Source organism: Daejeonella sp. AP26 (assembly GCF_056680515.1).
Genome location: NZ_CM155286.1, coordinates 1,479,757 through 1,498,382 on the forward strand (window position 1 = coordinate 1,479,757; position 18,626 = coordinate 1,498,382).

The following is an 18,626-nucleotide window of genomic DNA, read 5'->3' on the forward strand; positions in this document are numbered from 1 at the left end:
GAATTAATTGGTTTGACAGGTTAAAGTTACATTCCCACCTTCAGTAAATTTATAATATTCCAGCCCGATAATTTAGTGAATATGCCGGAAATTATTGAGCTATTCTACCATTTTCAATAATTGTTTAAGTTTTTAGCCCGCCGGATGAAAGGAATATGGGGTATACGGAAGGAAGCTTTATATTTATGGTTGTGTGGAAGGATCTGTTTGCAGTATGACAGCTAAGTTTCCGTGAGCCAGCTCCTAATCTTCAATCCCTAACTGGATTGTAATGACGGGCCCGTGGTCGACGTCCCACAGGGAAATGTTATTTACGCAATATCGCTACATTAGATGGTTTGGAAGGACCAGGTCTTCTGTACCTGTCGGACAATTGAGGCAACACTCCATCCCAGAAAATATTTAATAATATTCCCCGCCTTAGTTAATTAGCGATAATATTGCATACCGTTAATCAGGATGCAATACGCCTATAAGTTGATGTATAAGAATAAACAGTCCGAATCCATTTATACTTTACAATTCGGGCTTGTTTGTTTAAGCTCTTTTCTATTTTCAGCCAGTTTTAACATGCTGATTCCTGAGCTGCCGGAGTATTTGAGTGCGATGGGGGGTGCAAACTACAAAGGATTGATCATTGCGTTATTTACCCTTACTGCCGGATTTTCCAGACCATTTAGCGGGAAGCTGACCGATACTATCGGGCGGGTACCGGTTATGGCCGTAGGGTCCATAGTTTGTGTGATCTGCGGGGTCCTTTATCCGGTATTAACCACAGTATCCGGCTTCCTCTTTTTAAGGCTGCTCCATGGTTTCTCGACCGGATTTAAGCCCACCGCAACGTCAGCATATGTGGCCGACCTGGTGCCTGAAAACCGATGGGGAGAAGCCATGGGTGTTCACGGCGTTTGCTTCAGTACCGGGCTGGCTATCGGCCCTGCCATTGGCAGCACGATTACGGATAATTATTCCATCAACACCCTGTTTTACTGTTCTTCCCTATTTGCGTTTCTATCTGTTGTCATTTTGGGCCATATGAAAGAATCGCTCGAAGCTAAGCAGCCTTTTCGGCTTGCCCTCTTAAAAATAAATAGAAATGAAATTATTGAATTCAAGGTAATCCCCGCGGCACTGATCACCTTTCTGAGTTACATTAGCTATGGAGCGATACTCACAATCATTGGAGACTGGGGAAATTTCCTCGGAACAAGTAACAAAGGACTGTTTTTTATGGTATTCACCTTGGCTTCCCTGATGATCAGATTTATCGCAGGCAAGGCATCGGACCGTTATGGCAGGGTCGGGATTATTAAGATCTCACTTGTGCTGCTCGCAGTTGCCCTTATACTGATAGGTCTCGCTAGTTCCTCATTTTATTTGATGTGCGCTTCGGCACTCTACGGCGTAGCTACCGGTATGCTTTCCCCCTCTGTCAATGCCTGGACCATTGACTTAAGCGATCCCTCCCACCGCGGTAAGGCTATTGCGACCATGTATATCGCGCTTGAAGCTGGTATAGGGCTTGGTGCCCTCATTGCCGGCTGGTTGTTTATCGATGATATTGCCATGATTCCTGTTACTTTTTACATCTGTGCCGGAATCACGGTCGCTGCCCTTGGGTATTTATTCATTAAGCCTTTAAAAAATCGATCTTAAAATATTTAATTCTGCTACGAAATTAGTATTCTAATATAAAAGGAGTAGTCATTGCCCTCTCCAGTCTAAAGTTTTGCCAGTTTCTATTTTGGCTTTTGAGTTGACATCTTCAAGCCTGTAGTTTCAGCTTCTACGGGCACTTTGCACTTAACCAGCGGTCCCGGTAGGTAGTACAAAACGCAATTTTTAAAAGGCTTCGTAAATAATCCTTCAGACGTGGAACCTAAAGCGCTTTTTGTTTGTTAAGAAATTTTACTTTCTAAACTAAAAGCGCAGGAAGATTTCTTTTTCTAAAATTAATCAGATCACTAAACTCAACTATCAAAAGCAAATTTATACTAATGAAAAAACCTCAAAAACCAACGGCATCAGTAGCCAATGAGAAAAAGGCAAAGCTGGAATCTAACACGACCGAAGACACCGGTCAGTTTATGACCACCAACCATGGAGCGCGTATAAATGATGATCAAAATACGCTGAAAGCAGGAGAGCGCGGATCTGCCTTGCTCGAAGATTTTATCTTTCGTGAAAAGATGACTCATTTTGATCATGAGCGGATACCCGAACGGGTGGTACATGCCCGTGGTTCAGGGGCTCATGGCGTATTCCAGGTTTATGAGTCGCTCTCATCTGTTACCAAAGCTAAATTCCTTTTAGATCCTACCGTAGAAACTCCCGTATTTGTGCGTTTCTCTACGGTAGCGGGCTCCCGGGGTTCAACAGACCTGGCCAGGGATGTGCGGGGCTTCGCAGTCAAGTTTTATACCCAAGAAGGGAACTTTGATCTGGTAGGCAACAATATGCCGGTGTTCTTTATCCAGGATGCCATTAAGTTTCCCGACTTGGTACACGCCGTTAAACCGGAGCCCGACAATGAAATACCACAGGCAGCTTCTGCCCATGACACCTTCTGGGACTTTATCTCCCTGATGCCGGAGTCGGCACATATGATCATGTGGTTAATGAGCGACCGGGCGATCCCGCGCAGTTTTAGAATGATGGAAGGCTTTGGGGTACATACTTTCCGTTTGATCAATGAAGCAGGGACATCCAGCTTCGTCAAATTTCACTGGAAACCTTTGCTGGGCGTCCATTCAGTGGCCTGGGACGAGGCTCAGAAGATCTCAGGTAAAGATCCCGATTTTCACCGCCGCGATTTATGGGAGGCGATAGAATCCGGCGCTTTTGCCGAATGGGAATTAGGATTACAAATAGTACCTGAGGAGGATGAATTCAAGTTCGACTTTGATCTTCTCGATCCTACTAAAATAATTCCCGAAGAACTCGTTCCGGTACAACGGGTAGGTAAAATGACGCTAAACCGGAATCCGGATAACTTTTTTGCCGAAACGGAACAGGTAGCTTTCCACCTGGGCCATGTGGTCCCAGGAATAGACTTTACCAATGATCCACTTTTGCAAGGCCGGCTTTTTTCTTATACCGACACCCAGTTAATTCGCCTGGGGGGACCGAATTTTCAGGAGATTCCCATTAACCGTCCAATTGTACCTGTGCATAACAACCAGCGGGACGGGCATATGCGACAAACTATCAATAAAGGTAAAACAAGCTACAATCCGAATTCATTAGGCAACAATGACCCTGTGCAGGCTAAAGCGGCTGAAGGCGGCTTTACTTCTTATCCTGAACGTGTGGACGCGCAGAAAGTAAGAGCCAGAAGCAAAAGTTTCTTTGATCATTTTAGCCAGGCCCGGTTGTTTTTCAACAGCCAGTCTGATCCGGAAAAGAACCACCTGGTTGATGCGCTTACATTTGAACTGGGCAAAGTAAAGTCAATGGCCATCAGAGAACGGATGCTGGGTATTCTCAAACAAATTGATAAAAAACTCGCCTCTCAGGTAGCCTATGGTATCGGTGTAGACGTACCGCAAAACCCCGAACAACCCATGAACCGCAGCATACCCGCTGACGGAAATCCCGCTGATTTTCAGCCTGTACCAGTGGAGGGTTCCCTGGCTAAATCTGAAGCTTTAAGCATGGCCAAAACCATAAAGAACTCTATCAAAAGCCGCAGAATTGCGATTCTGGCTGCCGACGGTGTTGACATAAAATCACTGAGCAGGGTAAAGCAGGCACTTTTAGCTGAGGGTGCGATGGTTGAAGTGGTCGCTCCTAAACAGGGCTTTCTGGCAGGTGCGGGTGATGATGATGAGCCGATCATGGCCGATCAGAGTTTCCTCACGACTGCTTCTGTAGTTTATGATGCCGTATATGTCCCCGGCGGAACTACCAGCGTGGCTACCCTGGAGGCGGAACCAGATGCCGTACATTTCTTAAACGAAGCCTTTAAGCATTGTAAGGCTATAGCCGCCGATGAGCAGGCCATACAGGTCCTGAAAGCGACTTACTTTAGTAAAAAACTTCCATCAGATTACAGTGATGAAAGCATTTTAGAGGAAGGTATTGTTATTAGTGATAGTCTGGACAAACTGGCTATGCAGTTTATTGCCGCCATTGCGCAGCATAGATTCTGGGAGAGAGAGAAACCTCGAAAAATACCCGCCTAATAATACTTCCCCCTAAAATTCAAAAAAGGCCTGTTCTACGACAGGCCTTTTTTATGAGATCTTTACCGTAGCAAACCAGCTAGTTCTTTGGGATTTGCAAGCCCGCCGCTAATTAAACGTGGAATTGAAACCCGTCAAAAAGAGTATAAATTTCCAATTGGTATTGTTATAAATCAATCTATACCTTCTAACGAATCAAGATCATCTTCACCTTTTCCTTTATTGTTTCAGTTAACTTCCTTCATAAATACTTCCTTGTAGTTTACTAGTACTTGATCCCTACGAAGTCCCTAGAAAACCCCTAGGAAACTACTACTAAACTACTAGGAAACCCGACGGAGTTAGATTGCTTAGTAAATCCGAATTTAACTTAAACAATAATTGCTATTGCTTTCTGGGTAGTCGGTGAGTTTGGATAATCCCTGCAAAATTATAGCCGTCACCAGAACAAAACCTGTATCGAAGACCTTCCCACCATTCCAAATAACGTTCGCTACTGAAGAATGCGCTTCCGTATCGAGCATGTTGGCAAATTCTATGTCAGTCATTTCTTCCTGAAGCTTTTTTTAACGCTATTCATAATTTAGTCAATACCGATTTTGCGCCTGCATGGTAATGTCTTTGGCCGCTGAATGAAGTTTAGATTGATACCAACCATAACTCTTAGGGTCCCTACCTAGCGTTTCTTACAATCTTTAAAATCCCCGAGGCTTGTGAATTGATAGTTTTTCGTACCACCTCTTACACCATATCTTAAAAGGTTTCAAGGTCAGGCAATAGATCCGGTTGTTGTTCGGGATTTTAGGTTTGCAGCAGACTATTAACAAATAGTTCACCCATTCCAACTGCGGTGCATTTTCAATCCTTCCTGGGCAGTAGGATGTCCTAATTTATGCAGGACGAGAAAACCAAAGAATGGCATCATGCTGTAGGAGACGTGGAGATTTACCATACGCTTTCGCAACCTGTGCTGCCAGCGCTGACGGAATCTGATCTACGGGAGTAAAAGCTGCGCTAAAAGTCATTATCCTCGGAAGGCACGGCCAGGCGGACATGGTCTAAAATGTGAGAAATTACCATCGACTATCCGGCCCATTGATATGGGATTGTTGCTGTAGATTATCAATGATTGAAATGGTGTTGGAGGATAAGAAGTCACAACCTCCTTAATATTTTCCGGCAATAACACGTTCCCCGTTGATAGGTTCAGCACATATTCCTGTAAAGCCGGTGCGGTATGTAAATTTTAACCTCCAATTTAGTGAATGCTTAGATAACGTTGTTATTTATGTTTTTTTAAAGCTTAACGCAGGATTAGTAAAATGGATAATCGTGTCAACTAAAGCTTAGATTTCATTCGTTATTTCTATGGGAATAGAGAACATTCCCGGTTCGGTTTCTTTTTTTGGGTTTGCTTAGCCCGGCAGTAAATGCCATACTGCTAACGTTTTGAGGCTTGCCGAAGGGCGGGATTTATTACTAAAGTTCGAACGACGCACAGTATTTGATGAGCACAAATGCCTATACGAAGTACGTCATCACGCCTTTTGGCACAACATTGTTAGGTGTTCGTTGCTTTCTTCGACTAAATTTGTCCCTTATAATTAGGATCAAAATCTACCATCCATTCAATTCCATATTTGTCTCTGAACATACCAAAGTATGACCCCCAGGGGCTGTCGACAATTGGCATTTCAATTTGTCCGCCTGTTGAAAGGCCGCTAAATAGTTTGTCAGCTTCTTCTTTACTTTCTGCACTGATGACAATTTTACTCCTGTTCTCATTTTCGTTTGTTCGTCCCATACTTTCAGGAACGTCGTTGGCCATTAGAACGTCCTTCCCAATAGGCAAAGCAATGTGCATTATTTTATTTGCTTCGCTTTCTGCTACTTGAAATTCAGCACTCGCAAGGTCTTTGAAACGCATAATTTTTGAGAACTCTCCGCCAAAGACTGATTTGTAGAAATTAAATGCTTCTTCAGCATTTCCGTTGAAGTTAATGTGAGGGTTGATTGCTGCCATAATTCTATTTTTAGTGTTATTTAGTTTTTTAATGTCAGTTTCAGTCCGGTGTAATACATGCCTAATTGCACCTAAAGGTTAGGGGTTGAAGTTGTAGCGGATTGTTCCACTTAGCCTGCCTTATCACTAAAGTAGGTAGAAAGCAGTTAGTTTCAAATTGCTGTGACCGATATAGCTTGAAGCCGTTTGTTAGCAGCTGTGTTGTATGTCGTTTCTTGTCAGGCATTAAGTTGTCCCGTTTGGATAAGCCTGTTTTTAATTCGTCTTTGTGCTTCGTCGTTTGTTATGCCTGGTAATAGTCCCTTACAAGTGGACGGGCAAAGTCCTGATGCAGTATATCTTCTGGTTGTTGGTTGCCTGTTAGAGTTTTTACCTTTGTCGGTACGCTTAGAGTATTGTCATAGTCGGATAGGCTATTGCAAAGGAATATATAATAATTTATATAGCAGACCTGATTCATCCACAGATAGCCTTCCATTTTTATCGCCGCAAATAAATGGTAGATAAAGTCCCTGATGATTCTGCTGATCTTAAAGCCATGCTCTCACCCATCCACTGATCCACGGCGCTGGAGTAAACTTTTCATCTTCGCCACAGTCTGAAGAGTATAAACGCTGCTGATACCAGGCAAATTAAATTATCAACGTGGAAAGCATGGTGGCTTTTATTACCAGAGTTGTTTTTATATCCGGAAGTTCATTTAATCTTCATGTTCAGGCCTCAACTTTACTAAACCTTAATATCAATAAAAACAAATACACACGAAATGCGCAGAATCCTATTATTGGCTGTCCTCTTTGTAGCATTGGGAGCAACCACATCATCAGCACAATACAGCAGCCGCGACAGGGTCGATAGAAGAGTAACAGAACCGGGAGTATATCAGGATGATAGAGGCGACTACCAGTGGCAGACCGTTGAAAGACGGGTTTGGATTCCGGAACGCCGCACATCTGGAGTATTCGGCATTGGCTCACGAACCATACCCGGACATTACGAAATGCGCACCGATCGCGTTAAAGTTTACCGGAACGGAAGTAACCGTAACGACCAGTATGGCTCAAAACGAAAGGGATGGGAAGGAAAACATCCTCATGGAATGCCGCCGGGACAGCGTAAAAAAATGGAAAACAGAAATGACGACCGACGTTATGACGACCGCCGTTATGATGACAGACGCTATGATGACCGCCGTTATGATGACAGGGACGATCGTTATGATCGTAATTACCGGGATGATTCCAAATCAAATAGCAAAAAGAAGGGTAAGAAAAATTAATACTCTTTTGTAATATTTTCAAGTCCTCAGAGGTCACTCTCTGAGGACTTTTTTATTTTATTAGCTTTGGCCTGAAATAATAACGTGCATGAAAATTAATACCAAAATAGCAGCATTAGCTGGGATGATGGCGCTCGCCATTGCAGGCACTTCCTGGAAAGTATTCGAGGAAGGAATGTTTCCTTTAAGTGAGATCAGTAAACTCGACTTAAAGAAAGCGGGATTGAAAATTGATCAGAAAGATATTTACAATCCTAATGGAGTAAGTTTAATAGATGCCCTGGTGAATGTAGGTGGCTGTACCGGATCGTTTGTATCCGATGAAGGGTTGATCATCACCAATCATCATTGCGCCTTCGGTGCCGTGCAACAAGCCAGCACACCTGAGAAAGACTACCTTACCAATGGCTTTGTAGCTCGTGAACGGGAACAGGAAATTGAAGCTAAAGGCTTAACATGGCGTATAACAGATAGTTATGAAGATGTGTCGGCCCGCATATTAGGTGCTGTTGCAAATGAGAATGACCCCTCTAACCGGATCAGGATCATCACTGAGCAGATGAAAAGTATCGCCGAAGAGGCAGAAAAAGAAGATTCAAGCATTAAGGCAGAAGTCTCTGAGATGTTCATTGGCAAAAGTTATGTGCTGTTCAGATACAAGACTATCCAGGATGTACGACTGGTTTATATCCCACAACGCTCTATCGGCGAATTTGGAGGAGAAACCGACAACTGGGTGTGGCCACGTCATACCGGCGATTATTCGTTTATGAGAGCTTATGTGGCTCCGGATGGTTCGCCAGCAAAATTCTCTAAGGATAATGTTCCGTACAAGCCTAAAAAGTTTTTAAAAGTTAATCCCAAAGGAGTTAATGAAGAGGATTTCGTATTTATTCTTGGTTATCCGGGCCGTACTTTCCGTCACCGCCCCGCACAGTTTATAAAATTCCAGGAAGACTTTTTACTGCCATACGTATCAGAGCTTTATGACTTTCAGAATAAAACTATGGAAGAAGCCGGTAAGAAGGATAAAGCTTTGGAGCTTAAGCTAGCTACGCGAATTAAGAGAAACGCGAATGTTATGAAGAATTACCGCGGCAAACTGAAAGGATTAAGTGGCTTGCAACTGGTTGACCAGAAAAAGAAAGAGGACGAAGCTTTGGCCCAGTTCATCAATTCAAACGCAGAGGCTAAACAAAAGTATGGTTCGCTAATGCCGGATATCGATAAGCTTTATAACCTGATCTATAGCGACGCAGCACAGGATATGTGGTTAAGCCAGATCTACGCCAGCACCAGCCTGTTGAACGTAGCTCGTCACATCAACAACTTTAAGCAAACTCTGGCGGCTCAACCGGCAGCGAATCGTGCTGAGTATTACAATGCTAATATTGCTAAGCTTGAGCAGACTGTAAGAGGCGTATACGACAGCTATGATCTCAATACCGATAAAACTATTTTTAAACGAATGGTCAACGATGCTTCTGCCCTGCCGCAAAACCAGCGGATTAAGGCGGTAGATAAACAATTAGCGAAAGGGTTTGATAAGAAAGAGCAGGCTAACAAATTTGTAGAAAGCACCTTACAGTTTACTAAACTGAAAGACCTGAACTATACGCTTAACACAATTTTCAAATCTCAAAAAGCTTTAACCGATTATAATGATCCCCTTTTAATCTTTGAACAGGAAGTATCTGCAGAAGCTACGAAGCTGAAGGTAGAAAAAGATCGCAGGAACGGCTTGCTGAACAAATTGATGGGCGACTATGTGGCAGTCAAAGAGAAATTCCTGAAGAAGGACTTCGTTCCGGATGCTAATAGCACCCTGAGATTGACTTATGGTTATGTTCGCGGATATTCACCGGCAGATGCTTCTTACATGAAACCCTTTACAAGCGTAAAGGGAATTATCGAAAAGGGAAGCACCAACAATCCGGAGTTCGCCTACCCTCCTCAAATTAAAGATCTCTGGCTTGCGAAAGACTTCGGCATCTTTGCAAAGAAAGATATGAACGATGTTCCTGTTGCGCTTTTATATGACATGGATACAACAGGTGGCAACTCCGGCTCTCCTATTATGGATGCAAATGGTCAGCTGATTGGTGTAAACTTCGACAGAGCTTACGAGGCTACGATTAATGACTACGCCTGGAATCCAGATTACAGCCGTTCTATTGGTGTGGATATTCGGTATGTACTCTGGGTAGCATCTAAAATTGATAAGGCCGACTTTTTATTAAAAGAGATCGGAATCTAAAACCTGATTATACCCCCGGTGAATAAATTGCCGGGGGTATTTTTATATTTTTTTTTAAAACGATGATCGTCTCCATTAGCATTGTGAAATACCGGAGTTTATATATTCCGTTTGCGTTGCTGGCGATGGCATTACATCGTATCCCCCTGATGCTCGATAAAAGTTGCACCTTCTGGAAACTGATGGGTTCCGGCAAAGACGGAAAGTTTACACTAAAGCCCGACTGGCAAATGTGGGTTACTCTTGCAGAATGGAAAACCTCGGAAGACTTTAATAAATTTTATCAAAACTCCTTTATCTCAGTTTGGTGGCGAACGTTTGCAACAGAGGAGTGGACAATCTTATGTGAACCTTTAGCATCACACGGAAAATGGTCTGGTAAAGAGCCATTTAAAAATAAATCAAGAGTTCAAGAGAGCACGGTTTCAGAGCCTATAGTAGTGTTAACCAGGGCCACCATCCGGCCTTCGAAAGTAAAAAGCTTCTGGTCGAATGTCGGTTTGGTATCCGCAATGATGGATACCTCTAAAGGTTATATCACTTCATTCAGTATGGGTGAAGCACCGTTTTATCTACAAGCCACGCTATCAATGTGGGAAAGTATGGATGACGTGATTAATTTTGCTTACAAATCTCCTGAGCACGCGGAAGTGATCCGTAAGACGCGCTCCGAGAACTGGTATAGTGAAGAATTGTTTGCACGTTTCAGGCTGGTGGCGAGTTATGGAAGCTTGAATGGGAAAGATCTCTTTGCCGAATTTCAGAAAGCTAAGGGCGTTTGTAAAAACTGATATTTGATAGCGCCCGCAAACTTTTGACTAGTAAAAACCTGATTTACAGATATTCCCGATGGCCGCTCTTCGACTCCGCTAAGAGGGACATGCTGCGATGGGCAACCCGCTAACAAGGTCTGATTCGCCATAGGCCCGCTCATAGTTACACTACCCGATTAAAATTATCGACTTATTTCGACTTGTTGAGCGGACCGTGTTATCCTGCGCGGAGTCGACGGAGACTTCCATCGGGATAAAAATAGTTTACGACAACTAGTGATAAAGACTCTTGGGTGGCTCCTCTTCGGCTCCCCTCAGAGTGACATACTCCGATGGGAATTATTAGTTAATTAAAGAATATATTCCCTGGCATTCGACATGTCCCGATCTTTTATCGGGAGAGTAAAGGAAAGGATTCTTAATAAAGTCCACTTCACAAATCAAACAATCAAAAATTAATCTGTTATAGATAGTAGCACTTTCTTCGTAATTTAAAAGTTATTTCAAACTGTGCTCCTAATTCGCATCATAAAATTCACATCATGGGAAAAGATCCGTACCAGATTAAAAAGATTTTAAATACCAAAAACGGCACCTACACTTATTACAGCCTTCCGGAACTTGTTAAACAGGGTCATGCGATCGATAAGCTCCCCTTTTCTATTCGCATATTACTGGAAAACGCACTGCGTAACTTCGATGATTTTGCAATCACCACCGAGAATGTAGAAACTTTGTTGAACTGGAAACCTGAGGCCTCTGATAAAGACATTCCATTCAAGCCGGCAAGGGTGCTGATGCAGGATTTTACCGGCGTGCCTGCTGTCGTTGATATTGCTTCATTACGGGCCGAGATAGCCCGGAAAGGTAAAAATCCCGACGAGATCAATCCTCTAATCCCAGTTGACCTTGTCATTGACCATTCGGTACAGGTAGATTACTTCGGGACCGATTACGCCTACGACCGTAATATGGATGAAGAATATAAGCGCAATAAAGAGCGCTACCAGTTTTTGAAATGGGCTCAAAAATCTTTTACCAACTTCAGTGTAGTTCCTCCGGGAATGGGGATCTGTCATCAGGTAAACCTGGAATACTTGTCGAAGGGCGTCATTGAACGAAACGGCGAAGTATTTCCGGACACCTTGGTGGGCACCGACAGCCATACACCGATGGTGAACGGAATTGGTGTGGTAGCCTGGGGTGTGGGCGGAATTGAAGCTGAGGCTGCCATTCTTGGTCAGCCCATCTATTTCATTATGCCGGAAGTGATCGGATTACGCTTAACAGGCAAATTACCGTTGGGCTCGACAGCAACGGACCTGGTGCTGACTATCGCAGAGCTTCTCCGGAAGTACGGCGTGGTAGGGAAATTTGTTGAGGTGTTCGGGTCAGGGCTTGATAATCTTTCTGTTCCCGACAGGGCTACCATCGGCAATATGTCGCCAGAGTTTGGTTGTACTATCACCTACTTCCCTATTGACGATAAAACGTTGGAATACATGTGTAAAAGCAATAGATCTGAAGAACAAGTTAAACTGGTAGAAGATTATTGTAAGGCTAATATGCTTTGGAGGACAGGTGACGAAAACATCACTTACACCGATATCGTGGAGTTAGACCTGGACACTATAGAACCAACCGTTGCGGGGCCCAAACGTCCCCAGGATAAGATCTTATTAAAGGACTTTAAACCCACTTTCATTGATTTGCTGCACAGCACCTTTGGCCGGAAATATATTAAACCGCCGGATTTGACCAGATGGTACGCCGAAGGGGGCAGCCAGCCGGTAGATAGTCCGGTAGACATGCCTCCGGAAACCAAGATTGAAGAAAAAATTGAAGATGGGATGAAGAAAGTATGGGTAACACTGGGACAAAGGAAATTCGAGGTTTCGGATGGCTCTGTCGCTATTGCCGCCATAACTTCCTGTACAAATACCTCTAATCCTTTCGTCATGATCGGCGCCGGTTTAGTAGCCAGGAAGGCCCGTGAACATGGTCTTGACACAAAGCCCTGGGTTAAAACCTCCCTGGCTCCCGGTTCTAAAGTAGTAACCGACTACCTCGAGAAGGCAGACCTGCTGGACGACCTGGAAGCTTTGCAGTTTCATGTGGTTGGTTATGGCTGCACTTCCTGTATCGGCAATTCGGGACCGCTGCCCCCTTACATCGCAAAAGCGGTGGAAGAACACGACCTGGTAGTTGCTTCTGTACTTTCAGGAAACCGGAATTTTGAAGCACGTATTCATCCGCAGGTTAGGATGAATTTCCTGATGTCGCCTATGCTGGTTGTCGCATACGCCATTGCCGGTCGCGTTGATATTGACCTGATCAATGAGCCGATAAGCTACGACCCCAACCAGCAGCCTGTTTATTTGAAAGATATCTGGCCTTCAGATGATGAGATCAACGATTTGATGAGCAGTGTCTTATCTCCTGACCATTTTGCTAAAAGCTACGGCGAAATCTTTGAAGGCAATGAGATCTGGCGTAACCTGGAAGTACCTAACGACCAGCTTTATGTTTGGGACGATGAGTCAACCTACATCAAAGAAGTGCCCTTCTTTTACAATATCTCTGATGATGCAGAGCCCTTAAAAGATATTAATGATGCAAGGGCCTTGCTGGTATTGGGTGATAGCATCACAACAGATCATATTTCACCGGCAGGATCATTTAATGAACACTCTTCTGCCGGTCAATATTTAACCGGAAGAGGGATCGATAAAGCAGACTACAATTCTTATGGCTCCCGTCGTGGTAACGATGAAGTGATGGTACGTGGGACCTTCGCAAACGTAAGGATCAAAAATCTGCTGGCAGGCAAAGAAGGTGGTTATACCTCGTTTTTACCCTCCGGCGAAGAAATGTCTGTTTATGATGCATCGCTAAAGTATAGAGACGCTAAAACGCCGCTGGTGGTATTAGCAGGCAAAGAATATGGAAGTGGCTCTTCCCGTGACTGGGCAGCTAAAGGCACCTTCCTATTAGGAGTAAAAGCAGTGCTCGCTGAAAGCTATGAGCGTATTCACAGAAGTAATCTGGTAGGTATGGGCGTTTTGCCCCTTCAGTATAGGGTTGGAGAATCTGCTGCTACACTAGGACTTACCGGTCGTGAGATATTTAGCATCACCGGGATTGCAGAAAGCATCAGTCCGTTAAAAGTGCTGGATGTAATTGCGAAGCGAATTGACGGCCAGGAAATCCGGTACCAGGCCATTGCCAGGCTTGACTCTAAGATTGAAATTGAATATTACCGGCATGGGGGAATATTGCAATATGTGCTACGTCAATTTTTAGACAAAGCAAATGAATAGATCCTAGATATGAGATGCCAGATATGAGACAATAAATCATATTGAAGATAGAGCGGCGTTTATGATTGTACGGAGTTTTAGTGTACGTTCGTCCCATATTTTATTTACTATCCCAATCCTAAAACAATGAGAGTAATCGCAGAACTCCCGCACCCTGTATGCAAGATCACCATTTTTTCCATGAACCAGAAGTTTATCATTAAGCTAGAAAAGGGTGTGTATGAGCAGAGTTATAAAGTTTCCGAAATCGATCTGACCGATGGCGTAGATGGTGTCTTCAAGATTCTGGATGATGAATTTATGGCTACCGTTGCTGAGCGTTTCCAGCAAATGCGTGCTGACTTTGGGGCCGCTTTTAACAGGTATGAGGTGTTGTAATAACTCCCTTTGAAAAGCGTAAAGTCTAACTCTCCGTCGTTAAATATAATCACTCTTACTCATCACCGTAACATGTTGAGTGGCTAATCCAAACTAACAGCATTGACTTAATAATTCAAATCGTCTATTTGGCGGATCTGTATAAAATTCTGTTACCCATACACATAGGTTTTTAATGTGCATAATGATTATATTTAAGAAGAAATCATTGTTTAAGGTGACCTGAAGGATTAAATGGCTGTTTGGCAAGTATTCTATTTATACCAGGTTTCCTGACTAATTAAAGCCAAAAAAATGTCGATGCATCTTCCCAGATTTCCGATAACAGTGTTTTTAGTGATATTTTCCCTAATTGCTTGCAAGAAGAAAGAAAAAGAACCGTTTGTTATATATACGTTTATTGGAAATGGTTCGGGTAGTCAGGTTGTTCCTTCTGTGACAACTAATGGGACCGCTACTTTTAAAGCTCAATATACGAGGCCAACACTTAAGCTCTTTGTTTACAGTGTGTTTTACAAAGATCTTTCGGGTCCATGGACTAAAGTTAGTATTCATGGTCCAGCTATGCCTGGAGTTAATACACAAGAAATCACCGTCGCTGAGGGGAATCTTGCTTCAACATCCGGACAAGTTGATGGAAGTTACCCCATTCCGGATTCCCAGGTGAATGATCTTCTCAATGGTCAGTGGTACTATATAATCCATACAGAGAAATTTCCCGACGGAGAAGTAAGGGGTCAGATTATTAAAGAGTGATTCAAAAGTTTGATCAATTTGAATGCTCAACGAGTTTTTCGATCAATGCACTTTCAGCAATGAACTATTTCAGCACCTTTATCTTCCTCAACCATTTCTTCACTTCTTCCTGCTCTTCTTTCTCTTTTTCACCCTTTATCACAAAATAAACACCGTCTCTCTCCACCCCACCTTTAATTGAAAATCCATCCAATACAGTGCTGTTGGGAGCCATCTTTTTCAACGTTTGAAAACTGCTGCCGACTCCATAACCTGCATTGGTATTGAATGGTATAACAGTCTTCCCGCTTAAGTCATACTGCTTCAAGAAGCTCTTCATTGGCGGCGGCAGCTGCATTCCCCAGGTAGGAAAGCCTATAAACACCACATCATACGTATCCATACTGTCGATTCTTGTTTTGAGGGGTGGTAAAAAGCCTCTTTCATTCTCGTTGGCCACCTGGTTAACGATTGTGCGGTAGTCTTTAGGATAGGGGTTTACGAGCTCCAGTGAAGCCAGCGTTCCGCCCACATTTTTATGGATGATCTCCGCAATAGCCTTCGTATTGTTGGTTCTTGATAGATATACAATCAGTATCTTATTATCGGCAACCACACTCTTAGATTCATTTGCTGAATCCTGCGCATTGGAACAACCGGATAACACACATAGCAGTATGGTTACCATTAAACCAGTGGATTTTATTAATTTCATATGCCTTTCTTTCAATCTAATCCGAGCTACCCTGTTAGAGAATTTCTGCGTTAAATTCTTCCTGTCGTTCTCAAAAGAATTGTTTTTTTACGGTGCGCTTGTTGGCGCCGGTCTACCGTACTCCTGATCGGTAACTTTTGTTAACCATTTGGTTTTCCCGTTTTGTGCAGGTGAAATTGCAACATAGTTAACGCCACCTCGGGTGTTGCGCCATGCCAGTGCTCTACGCCCGGAAGGCATTTGACAACATCGCCTTTACAGACTGTCTGCTTTGGTTTGCCTTTCTCCTGAGAGTAGCCGATGCCTGCAGTGATCATTAAATTTTGCCCGGCGGGGTGCATATGCCAGTTTAATCGGGCACCCGGATCGAAGACCGCCACAGAGGTGCTATAAGTAAAAATACTGTCGGCTTCATTTAGTTCTATGAGCCAAACGTTTCCTGTGTGATTAACAACGGCACCCTTCCCTCCTTTAGAAAAAACAGGCGCATTCCTGAGCATGGCTTGCCCAGAATAGACCACAGTAAGTGCGATCGTATACAATGCTTGTTTTATCATGTTATATTTTGCTGTGATATCTAAAAATCCAATCCTTCCAGAACACCTGAGACCTTTATATCGTCAATTTATCAACGGTCGATCATTTTTTGTGCTTGTTCTGAATAACGGTCACCCTGCACATCGAGCTTGGAGATGGCTCCGTTTATTTCCTGAAGATCATCGTTGGAAAGCACTATGTCTGCTGATCCAAGATTCTCGTCCAGCCGGTGTAATTTAGTAGTGCCCGGAATTGGCACGATCCATGGCTTTTGCGCCAGTAGCCAGGCAAGGGCTATTTGAGCGGCACTTGAACTCTTTGTCTCGGCTAGGCTGGCCAGCAGATCAACCAGCGCCTGATTAGCTTTACGGTTTTCTTCAGAAAAGCGGGGAACCGTATTCCTGAAATCATTCTTGTCAAAGGACGTTGTCTCATCAATCTTGCCCGTCAGAAATCCTTTACCAAGTGGACTAAAAGGAACAAACCCGATTCCTAATTCCTCCAGGACGGGCAATATTTCCTGTTCAGGCTCTCTCCACCAAAGCGAGTATTCACTCTGGAGGGCGGTTACCGGCTGAACGGCATGGGCTCTGCGAATAGTCGCCACGCCAGCTTCGGATAAGCCAAAGTGCCTTACTTTTCCTTCCCTGATTAAATCCTTAACGGCTCCTGCAACTTCTTCAATAGGAACATTGGGATCTACCCGATGCTGATAAAATAAGTCTATGACGTCTGTCCTGAGTCGCTTCAGCGATGCTTCGGCAACTGCTCTCAGGTTTTCCGGCCGGCTATCAGTGCCTGCAATAGCTCCGTTATCGAATTTAAAACCAAACTTGGTAGCTATAATCACCTGCTCGCGAAACGGCTCTACAGCTTCCCCCAATACTTCTTCGTTGGTGTATGGTCCGTAAGCCTCAGCCGTGTCAAAAAAGGTGACGCCGCGCTCGAAAGCCGCCCGGATAAGTTTAATCGCATCGTTCTTTGCCGTTACTGTTCCGTAACCAAAACTTAATCCCATACATCCCAAACCAAGAGCGGAAACTTCTAAACCACTCTTACCTAATATTCGTTTTTTCATGGTCTTCATTTTTTAATTTAGTACCGAAATTGTTTACTCACCAAACTGGATACACCTACACTGCGTAGATTTTCGTAATGCTTGCTAAAAATATTAAGGACTGAAAAAAGGTTTTGTGTGATTTGAACCCATTTTCCCTTATTGTCTGTTACAAAGGTCCTCTGAATAAGCGGCTAACCTGGTAGACGGATTACGGTTTTATCAACCAATTTTACTGATTATCAAATTGGAAGATTACTAAGGCTCATAAAGTCTAATTTTGAGTTGGAAAGACCGATGATAAACAATGAATTACTACTTTAGAAAAGCAAACCCTTCTGAGATTCCGCAAATCTGGGAGATCCTACAAAAAGCGATCGTTCGCAGAAAACAAGATGGCAGCGATCAATGGCAGGATGGTTATCCAAATCCGGAAGTCATACACCAGGATATTAAAAAAGATGCCGGATTTGTTTTAACGGAAGGAGAAACAATTATCGGTTACAGTGCAGTATTGGTGAATGACGAACCCGCTTATGCAAAAATCGAAGGAAAGTGGCTATCCAACGATGATTTTGTCGTTTTGCACCGGATAGCCATTTCGGACCAGCATATAGGCAAGGGTCTGGCGAAAAGGATCCTGGCATTTATAGAAGAATTTGCAGTAATTAATAACATCTACAGCATTAAAGCAGACACCAATTTTGACAATCTTGCCATGATGAAAACTTTTGAAAATGCAGGTTATACTTACTGTGGTGAAGTTTACTTCAGGGGAAGCCCAAGAAAAGCTTACGAAAAAGTGCTGGCCAGGCCGGCTGAGGAAAAGTAATTATCATACCTCATGACCTTCTATTTTTAACTTTAAAGCTGCTGATACGGTTAGCGCTTCAGTTTAACTGATTCAGAAGCCGTGTCGCCATTTACCAGGTTATTAAAATCATAGATATAGCGCCTTCCACAATAGTAACCAGCTCGACATCTTTTTCTTTCCCTACCGGCTGCAAATTTAAGCGCATGATAGCCGTCATTTCGGCCGATCTAATGGAAGCTGTTCTGGATGGTAAATAGTTGCAGAATTGATGCAGTATGGGGCTACTATTTGTCACAGGAGGAGGACATGGAAGGAATTGCTTAGATGAGCCCCGAAGTTGAGATCCAAGCGGACTTCCCGATGGCACAAAGCTCGTCACGGTACATGAACCTATCTGATACCATCTATAAACCTATATAGATGATACCCAAAGAATGTTTTCTAAAAAATGAACCAATTAAATAAACCAATGGGTGCCGCACAGCTACTGTAACCGTGGTTAATGCTACACTTTGCCGGCGCGCTGGCACCGAAAAAGAAAGGCTGCCCGGGGG

The 18,626-nt window shown here is 43.5% G+C and carries 14 protein-coding genes; 9 read left to right on the forward strand and 5 right to left on the reverse strand.

Going from position 1 to position 18,626, the window contains the following annotated elements; all coding sequences use genetic code 11:
• Nucleotides 1–459 precede the first annotated feature (459 nt).
• Nucleotides 460–1,656, forward strand: a complete 1,197-nt coding sequence (locus AC1MCB_RS06405) for an MFS transporter (protein WP_479967911.1) — start codon at nt 460–462, stop codon at nt 1,654–1,656.
• 341 nt (nt 1,657–1,997) lie between these two features.
• The gene (locus AC1MCB_RS06410; RefSeq protein WP_479967912.1) at nt 1,998–4,184 is read left to right on the forward strand and encodes a catalase; all 2,187 of its coding nucleotides are present in this window, start codon (nt 1,998–2,000) and stop codon (nt 4,182–4,184) included.
• 365 nt (nt 4,185–4,549) lie between these two features.
• Here AC1MCB_RS06410 and AC1MCB_RS06415 read toward each other — a convergent pair whose 3' ends face one another.
• Together AC1MCB_RS06415 and AC1MCB_RS06420 are read right to left on the reverse strand one after the other, a co-directional pair.
• The gene (locus AC1MCB_RS06415; RefSeq protein ID WP_479967913.1) at nt 4,550–4,732 is read right to left on the reverse strand and encodes a hypothetical protein; all 183 of its coding nucleotides are present in this window, start codon (nt 4,730–4,732) and stop codon (nt 4,550–4,552) included.
• A gap of 1,037 nt (nt 4,733–5,769) precedes the next feature.
• Nucleotides 5,770–6,207, reverse strand: a complete 438-nt coding sequence (locus tag AC1MCB_RS06420; protein WP_479967914.1) for a VOC family protein — start codon at nt 6,205–6,207, stop codon at nt 5,770–5,772.
• Nucleotides 6,208–6,973: 766 nt separating this feature from the next.
• On the opposite strand from AC1MCB_RS06420, the gene AC1MCB_RS06425 reads away from it, so the two are divergent.
• The 6 genes from AC1MCB_RS06425 to AC1MCB_RS06450 all read left to right on the forward strand — a co-directional run bounded on the left by AC1MCB_RS06425 (nt 6,974) and on the right by AC1MCB_RS06450 (nt 14,970).
• Nucleotides 6,974–7,486, forward strand: coding sequence for a hypothetical protein (locus tag AC1MCB_RS06425; RefSeq protein ID WP_479967915.1), 513 nt, complete (start codon nt 6,974–6,976; stop codon nt 7,484–7,486).
• A 124-nt stretch (nt 7,487–7,610) separates the two neighbouring features.
• The gene (locus tag AC1MCB_RS06430) at nt 7,611–9,743 is read left to right on the forward strand and encodes a S46 family peptidase (protein WP_479968720.1); all 2,133 of its coding nucleotides are present in this window, start codon (nt 7,611–7,613) and stop codon (nt 9,741–9,743) included.
• A gap of 62 nt (nt 9,744–9,805) precedes the next feature.
• Nucleotides 9,806–10,534, forward strand: coding sequence for a DUF3291 domain-containing protein (locus tag AC1MCB_RS06435; protein ID WP_479967916.1), 729 nt, complete (start codon nt 9,806–9,808; stop codon nt 10,532–10,534).
• 524 nt (nt 10,535–11,058) lie between these two features.
• Nucleotides 11,059–13,836, forward strand: a complete 2,778-nt coding sequence (acnA, locus tag AC1MCB_RS06440; protein ID WP_479967917.1) for an aconitate hydratase AcnA — start codon at nt 11,059–11,061, stop codon at nt 13,834–13,836.
• Nucleotides 13,837–13,962: 126 nt separating this feature from the next.
• Nucleotides 13,963–14,214: a hypothetical protein gene (locus tag AC1MCB_RS06445; RefSeq protein WP_479967918.1), complete on the forward strand. Its 252-nt coding sequence runs from the start codon at nt 13,963–13,965 to the stop codon at nt 14,212–14,214.
• A 336-nt stretch (nt 14,215–14,550) separates the two neighbouring features.
• A complete protein-coding gene (locus tag AC1MCB_RS06450; protein WP_479967919.1) occupies nt 14,551–14,970 on the forward strand; it encodes a CHRD domain-containing protein in 420 nt (139 codons plus the stop codon).
• A gap of 64 nt (nt 14,971–15,034) precedes the next feature.
• Here AC1MCB_RS06450 and AC1MCB_RS06455 read toward each other — a convergent pair whose 3' ends face one another.
• The 3 genes from AC1MCB_RS06455 to AC1MCB_RS06465 all read right to left on the reverse strand — a co-directional run bounded on the left by AC1MCB_RS06455 (nt 15,035) and on the right by AC1MCB_RS06465 (nt 17,279).
• On the reverse strand, nt 15,035–15,664 hold the full coding sequence (locus tag AC1MCB_RS06455) for a flavodoxin (protein ID WP_479967920.1): 630 nt from the start codon (nt 15,662–15,664) through the stop codon (nt 15,035–15,037).
• Between the two features lie 140 nt (nt 15,665–15,804).
• Complete coding sequence (locus AC1MCB_RS06460; protein WP_479967921.1) at nt 15,805–16,221, reverse strand: cupin domain-containing protein; 417 nt, start codon at nt 16,219–16,221, stop codon at nt 15,805–15,807.
• A 71-nt stretch (nt 16,222–16,292) separates the two neighbouring features.
• Nucleotides 16,293–17,279 carry an aldo/keto reductase gene (locus AC1MCB_RS06465; protein WP_479967922.1) on the reverse strand — a complete coding sequence of 329 codons (987 nt, stop codon included), beginning with the start codon at nt 17,277–17,279 and terminating at the stop codon, nt 16,293–16,295.
• Between the two features lie 286 nt (nt 17,280–17,565).
• Between AC1MCB_RS06465 and AC1MCB_RS06470 the strand changes: the two genes are divergently transcribed.
• Nucleotides 17,566–18,090 carry an N-acetyltransferase family protein gene (locus AC1MCB_RS06470; RefSeq protein WP_479967923.1) on the forward strand — a complete coding sequence of 175 codons (525 nt, stop codon included), beginning with the start codon at nt 17,566–17,568 and terminating at the stop codon, nt 18,088–18,090.
• Nucleotides 18,091–18,626 lie beyond the last annotated feature (536 nt).

Excerpts from the sequence above, each read along its gene's own strand:
- AC1MCB_RS06460 (WP_479967921.1), bottom strand. The coding sequence starts at position 16,221 with ATGATAAAACAAGCATTGTATACGATCGCACTTACTGTGGTCTATTCT.
- AC1MCB_RS06430 (WP_479968720.1), top strand. The coding sequence starts at position 7,611 with ATGATGGCGCTCGCCATTGCAGGCACTTCCTGGAAAGTATTCGAGGAA.
- acnA (WP_479967917.1), top strand. The coding sequence starts at position 11,059 with ATGGGAAAAGATCCGTACCAGATTAAAAAGATTTTAAATACCAAAAAC.
- AC1MCB_RS06470 (WP_479967923.1), top strand. The coding sequence starts at position 17,566 with ATGAATTACTACTTTAGAAAAGCAAACCCTTCTGAGATTCCGCAAATC.
- AC1MCB_RS06445 (WP_479967918.1), top strand. The coding sequence starts at position 13,963 with ATGAGAGTAATCGCAGAACTCCCGCACCCTGTATGCAAGATCACCATT.
- AC1MCB_RS06405 (WP_479967911.1), top strand. The coding sequence starts at position 460 with ATGCAATACGCCTATAAGTTGATGTATAAGAATAAACAGTCCGAATCC.
- AC1MCB_RS06465 (WP_479967922.1), bottom strand. The coding sequence starts at position 17,279 with ATGAAAAAACGAATATTAGGTAAGAGTGGTTTAGAAGTTTCCGCTCTT.
- AC1MCB_RS06435 (WP_479967916.1), top strand. The coding sequence starts at position 9,806 with ATGATCGTCTCCATTAGCATTGTGAAATACCGGAGTTTATATATTCCG.
- AC1MCB_RS06415 (WP_479967913.1), bottom strand. The coding sequence starts at position 4,732 with ATGACTGACATAGAATTTGCCAACATGCTCGATACGGAAGCGCATTCT.
- AC1MCB_RS06455 (WP_479967920.1), bottom strand. The coding sequence starts at position 15,664 with ATGAAATTAATAAAATCCACTGGTTTAATGGTAACCATACTGCTATGT.
- AC1MCB_RS06410 (WP_479967912.1), top strand. The coding sequence starts at position 1,998 with ATGAAAAAACCTCAAAAACCAACGGCATCAGTAGCCAATGAGAAAAAG.
- AC1MCB_RS06425 (WP_479967915.1), top strand. The coding sequence starts at position 6,974 with ATGCGCAGAATCCTATTATTGGCTGTCCTCTTTGTAGCATTGGGAGCA.
- AC1MCB_RS06420 (WP_479967914.1), bottom strand. The coding sequence starts at position 6,207 with ATGGCAGCAATCAACCCTCACATTAACTTCAACGGAAATGCTGAAGAA.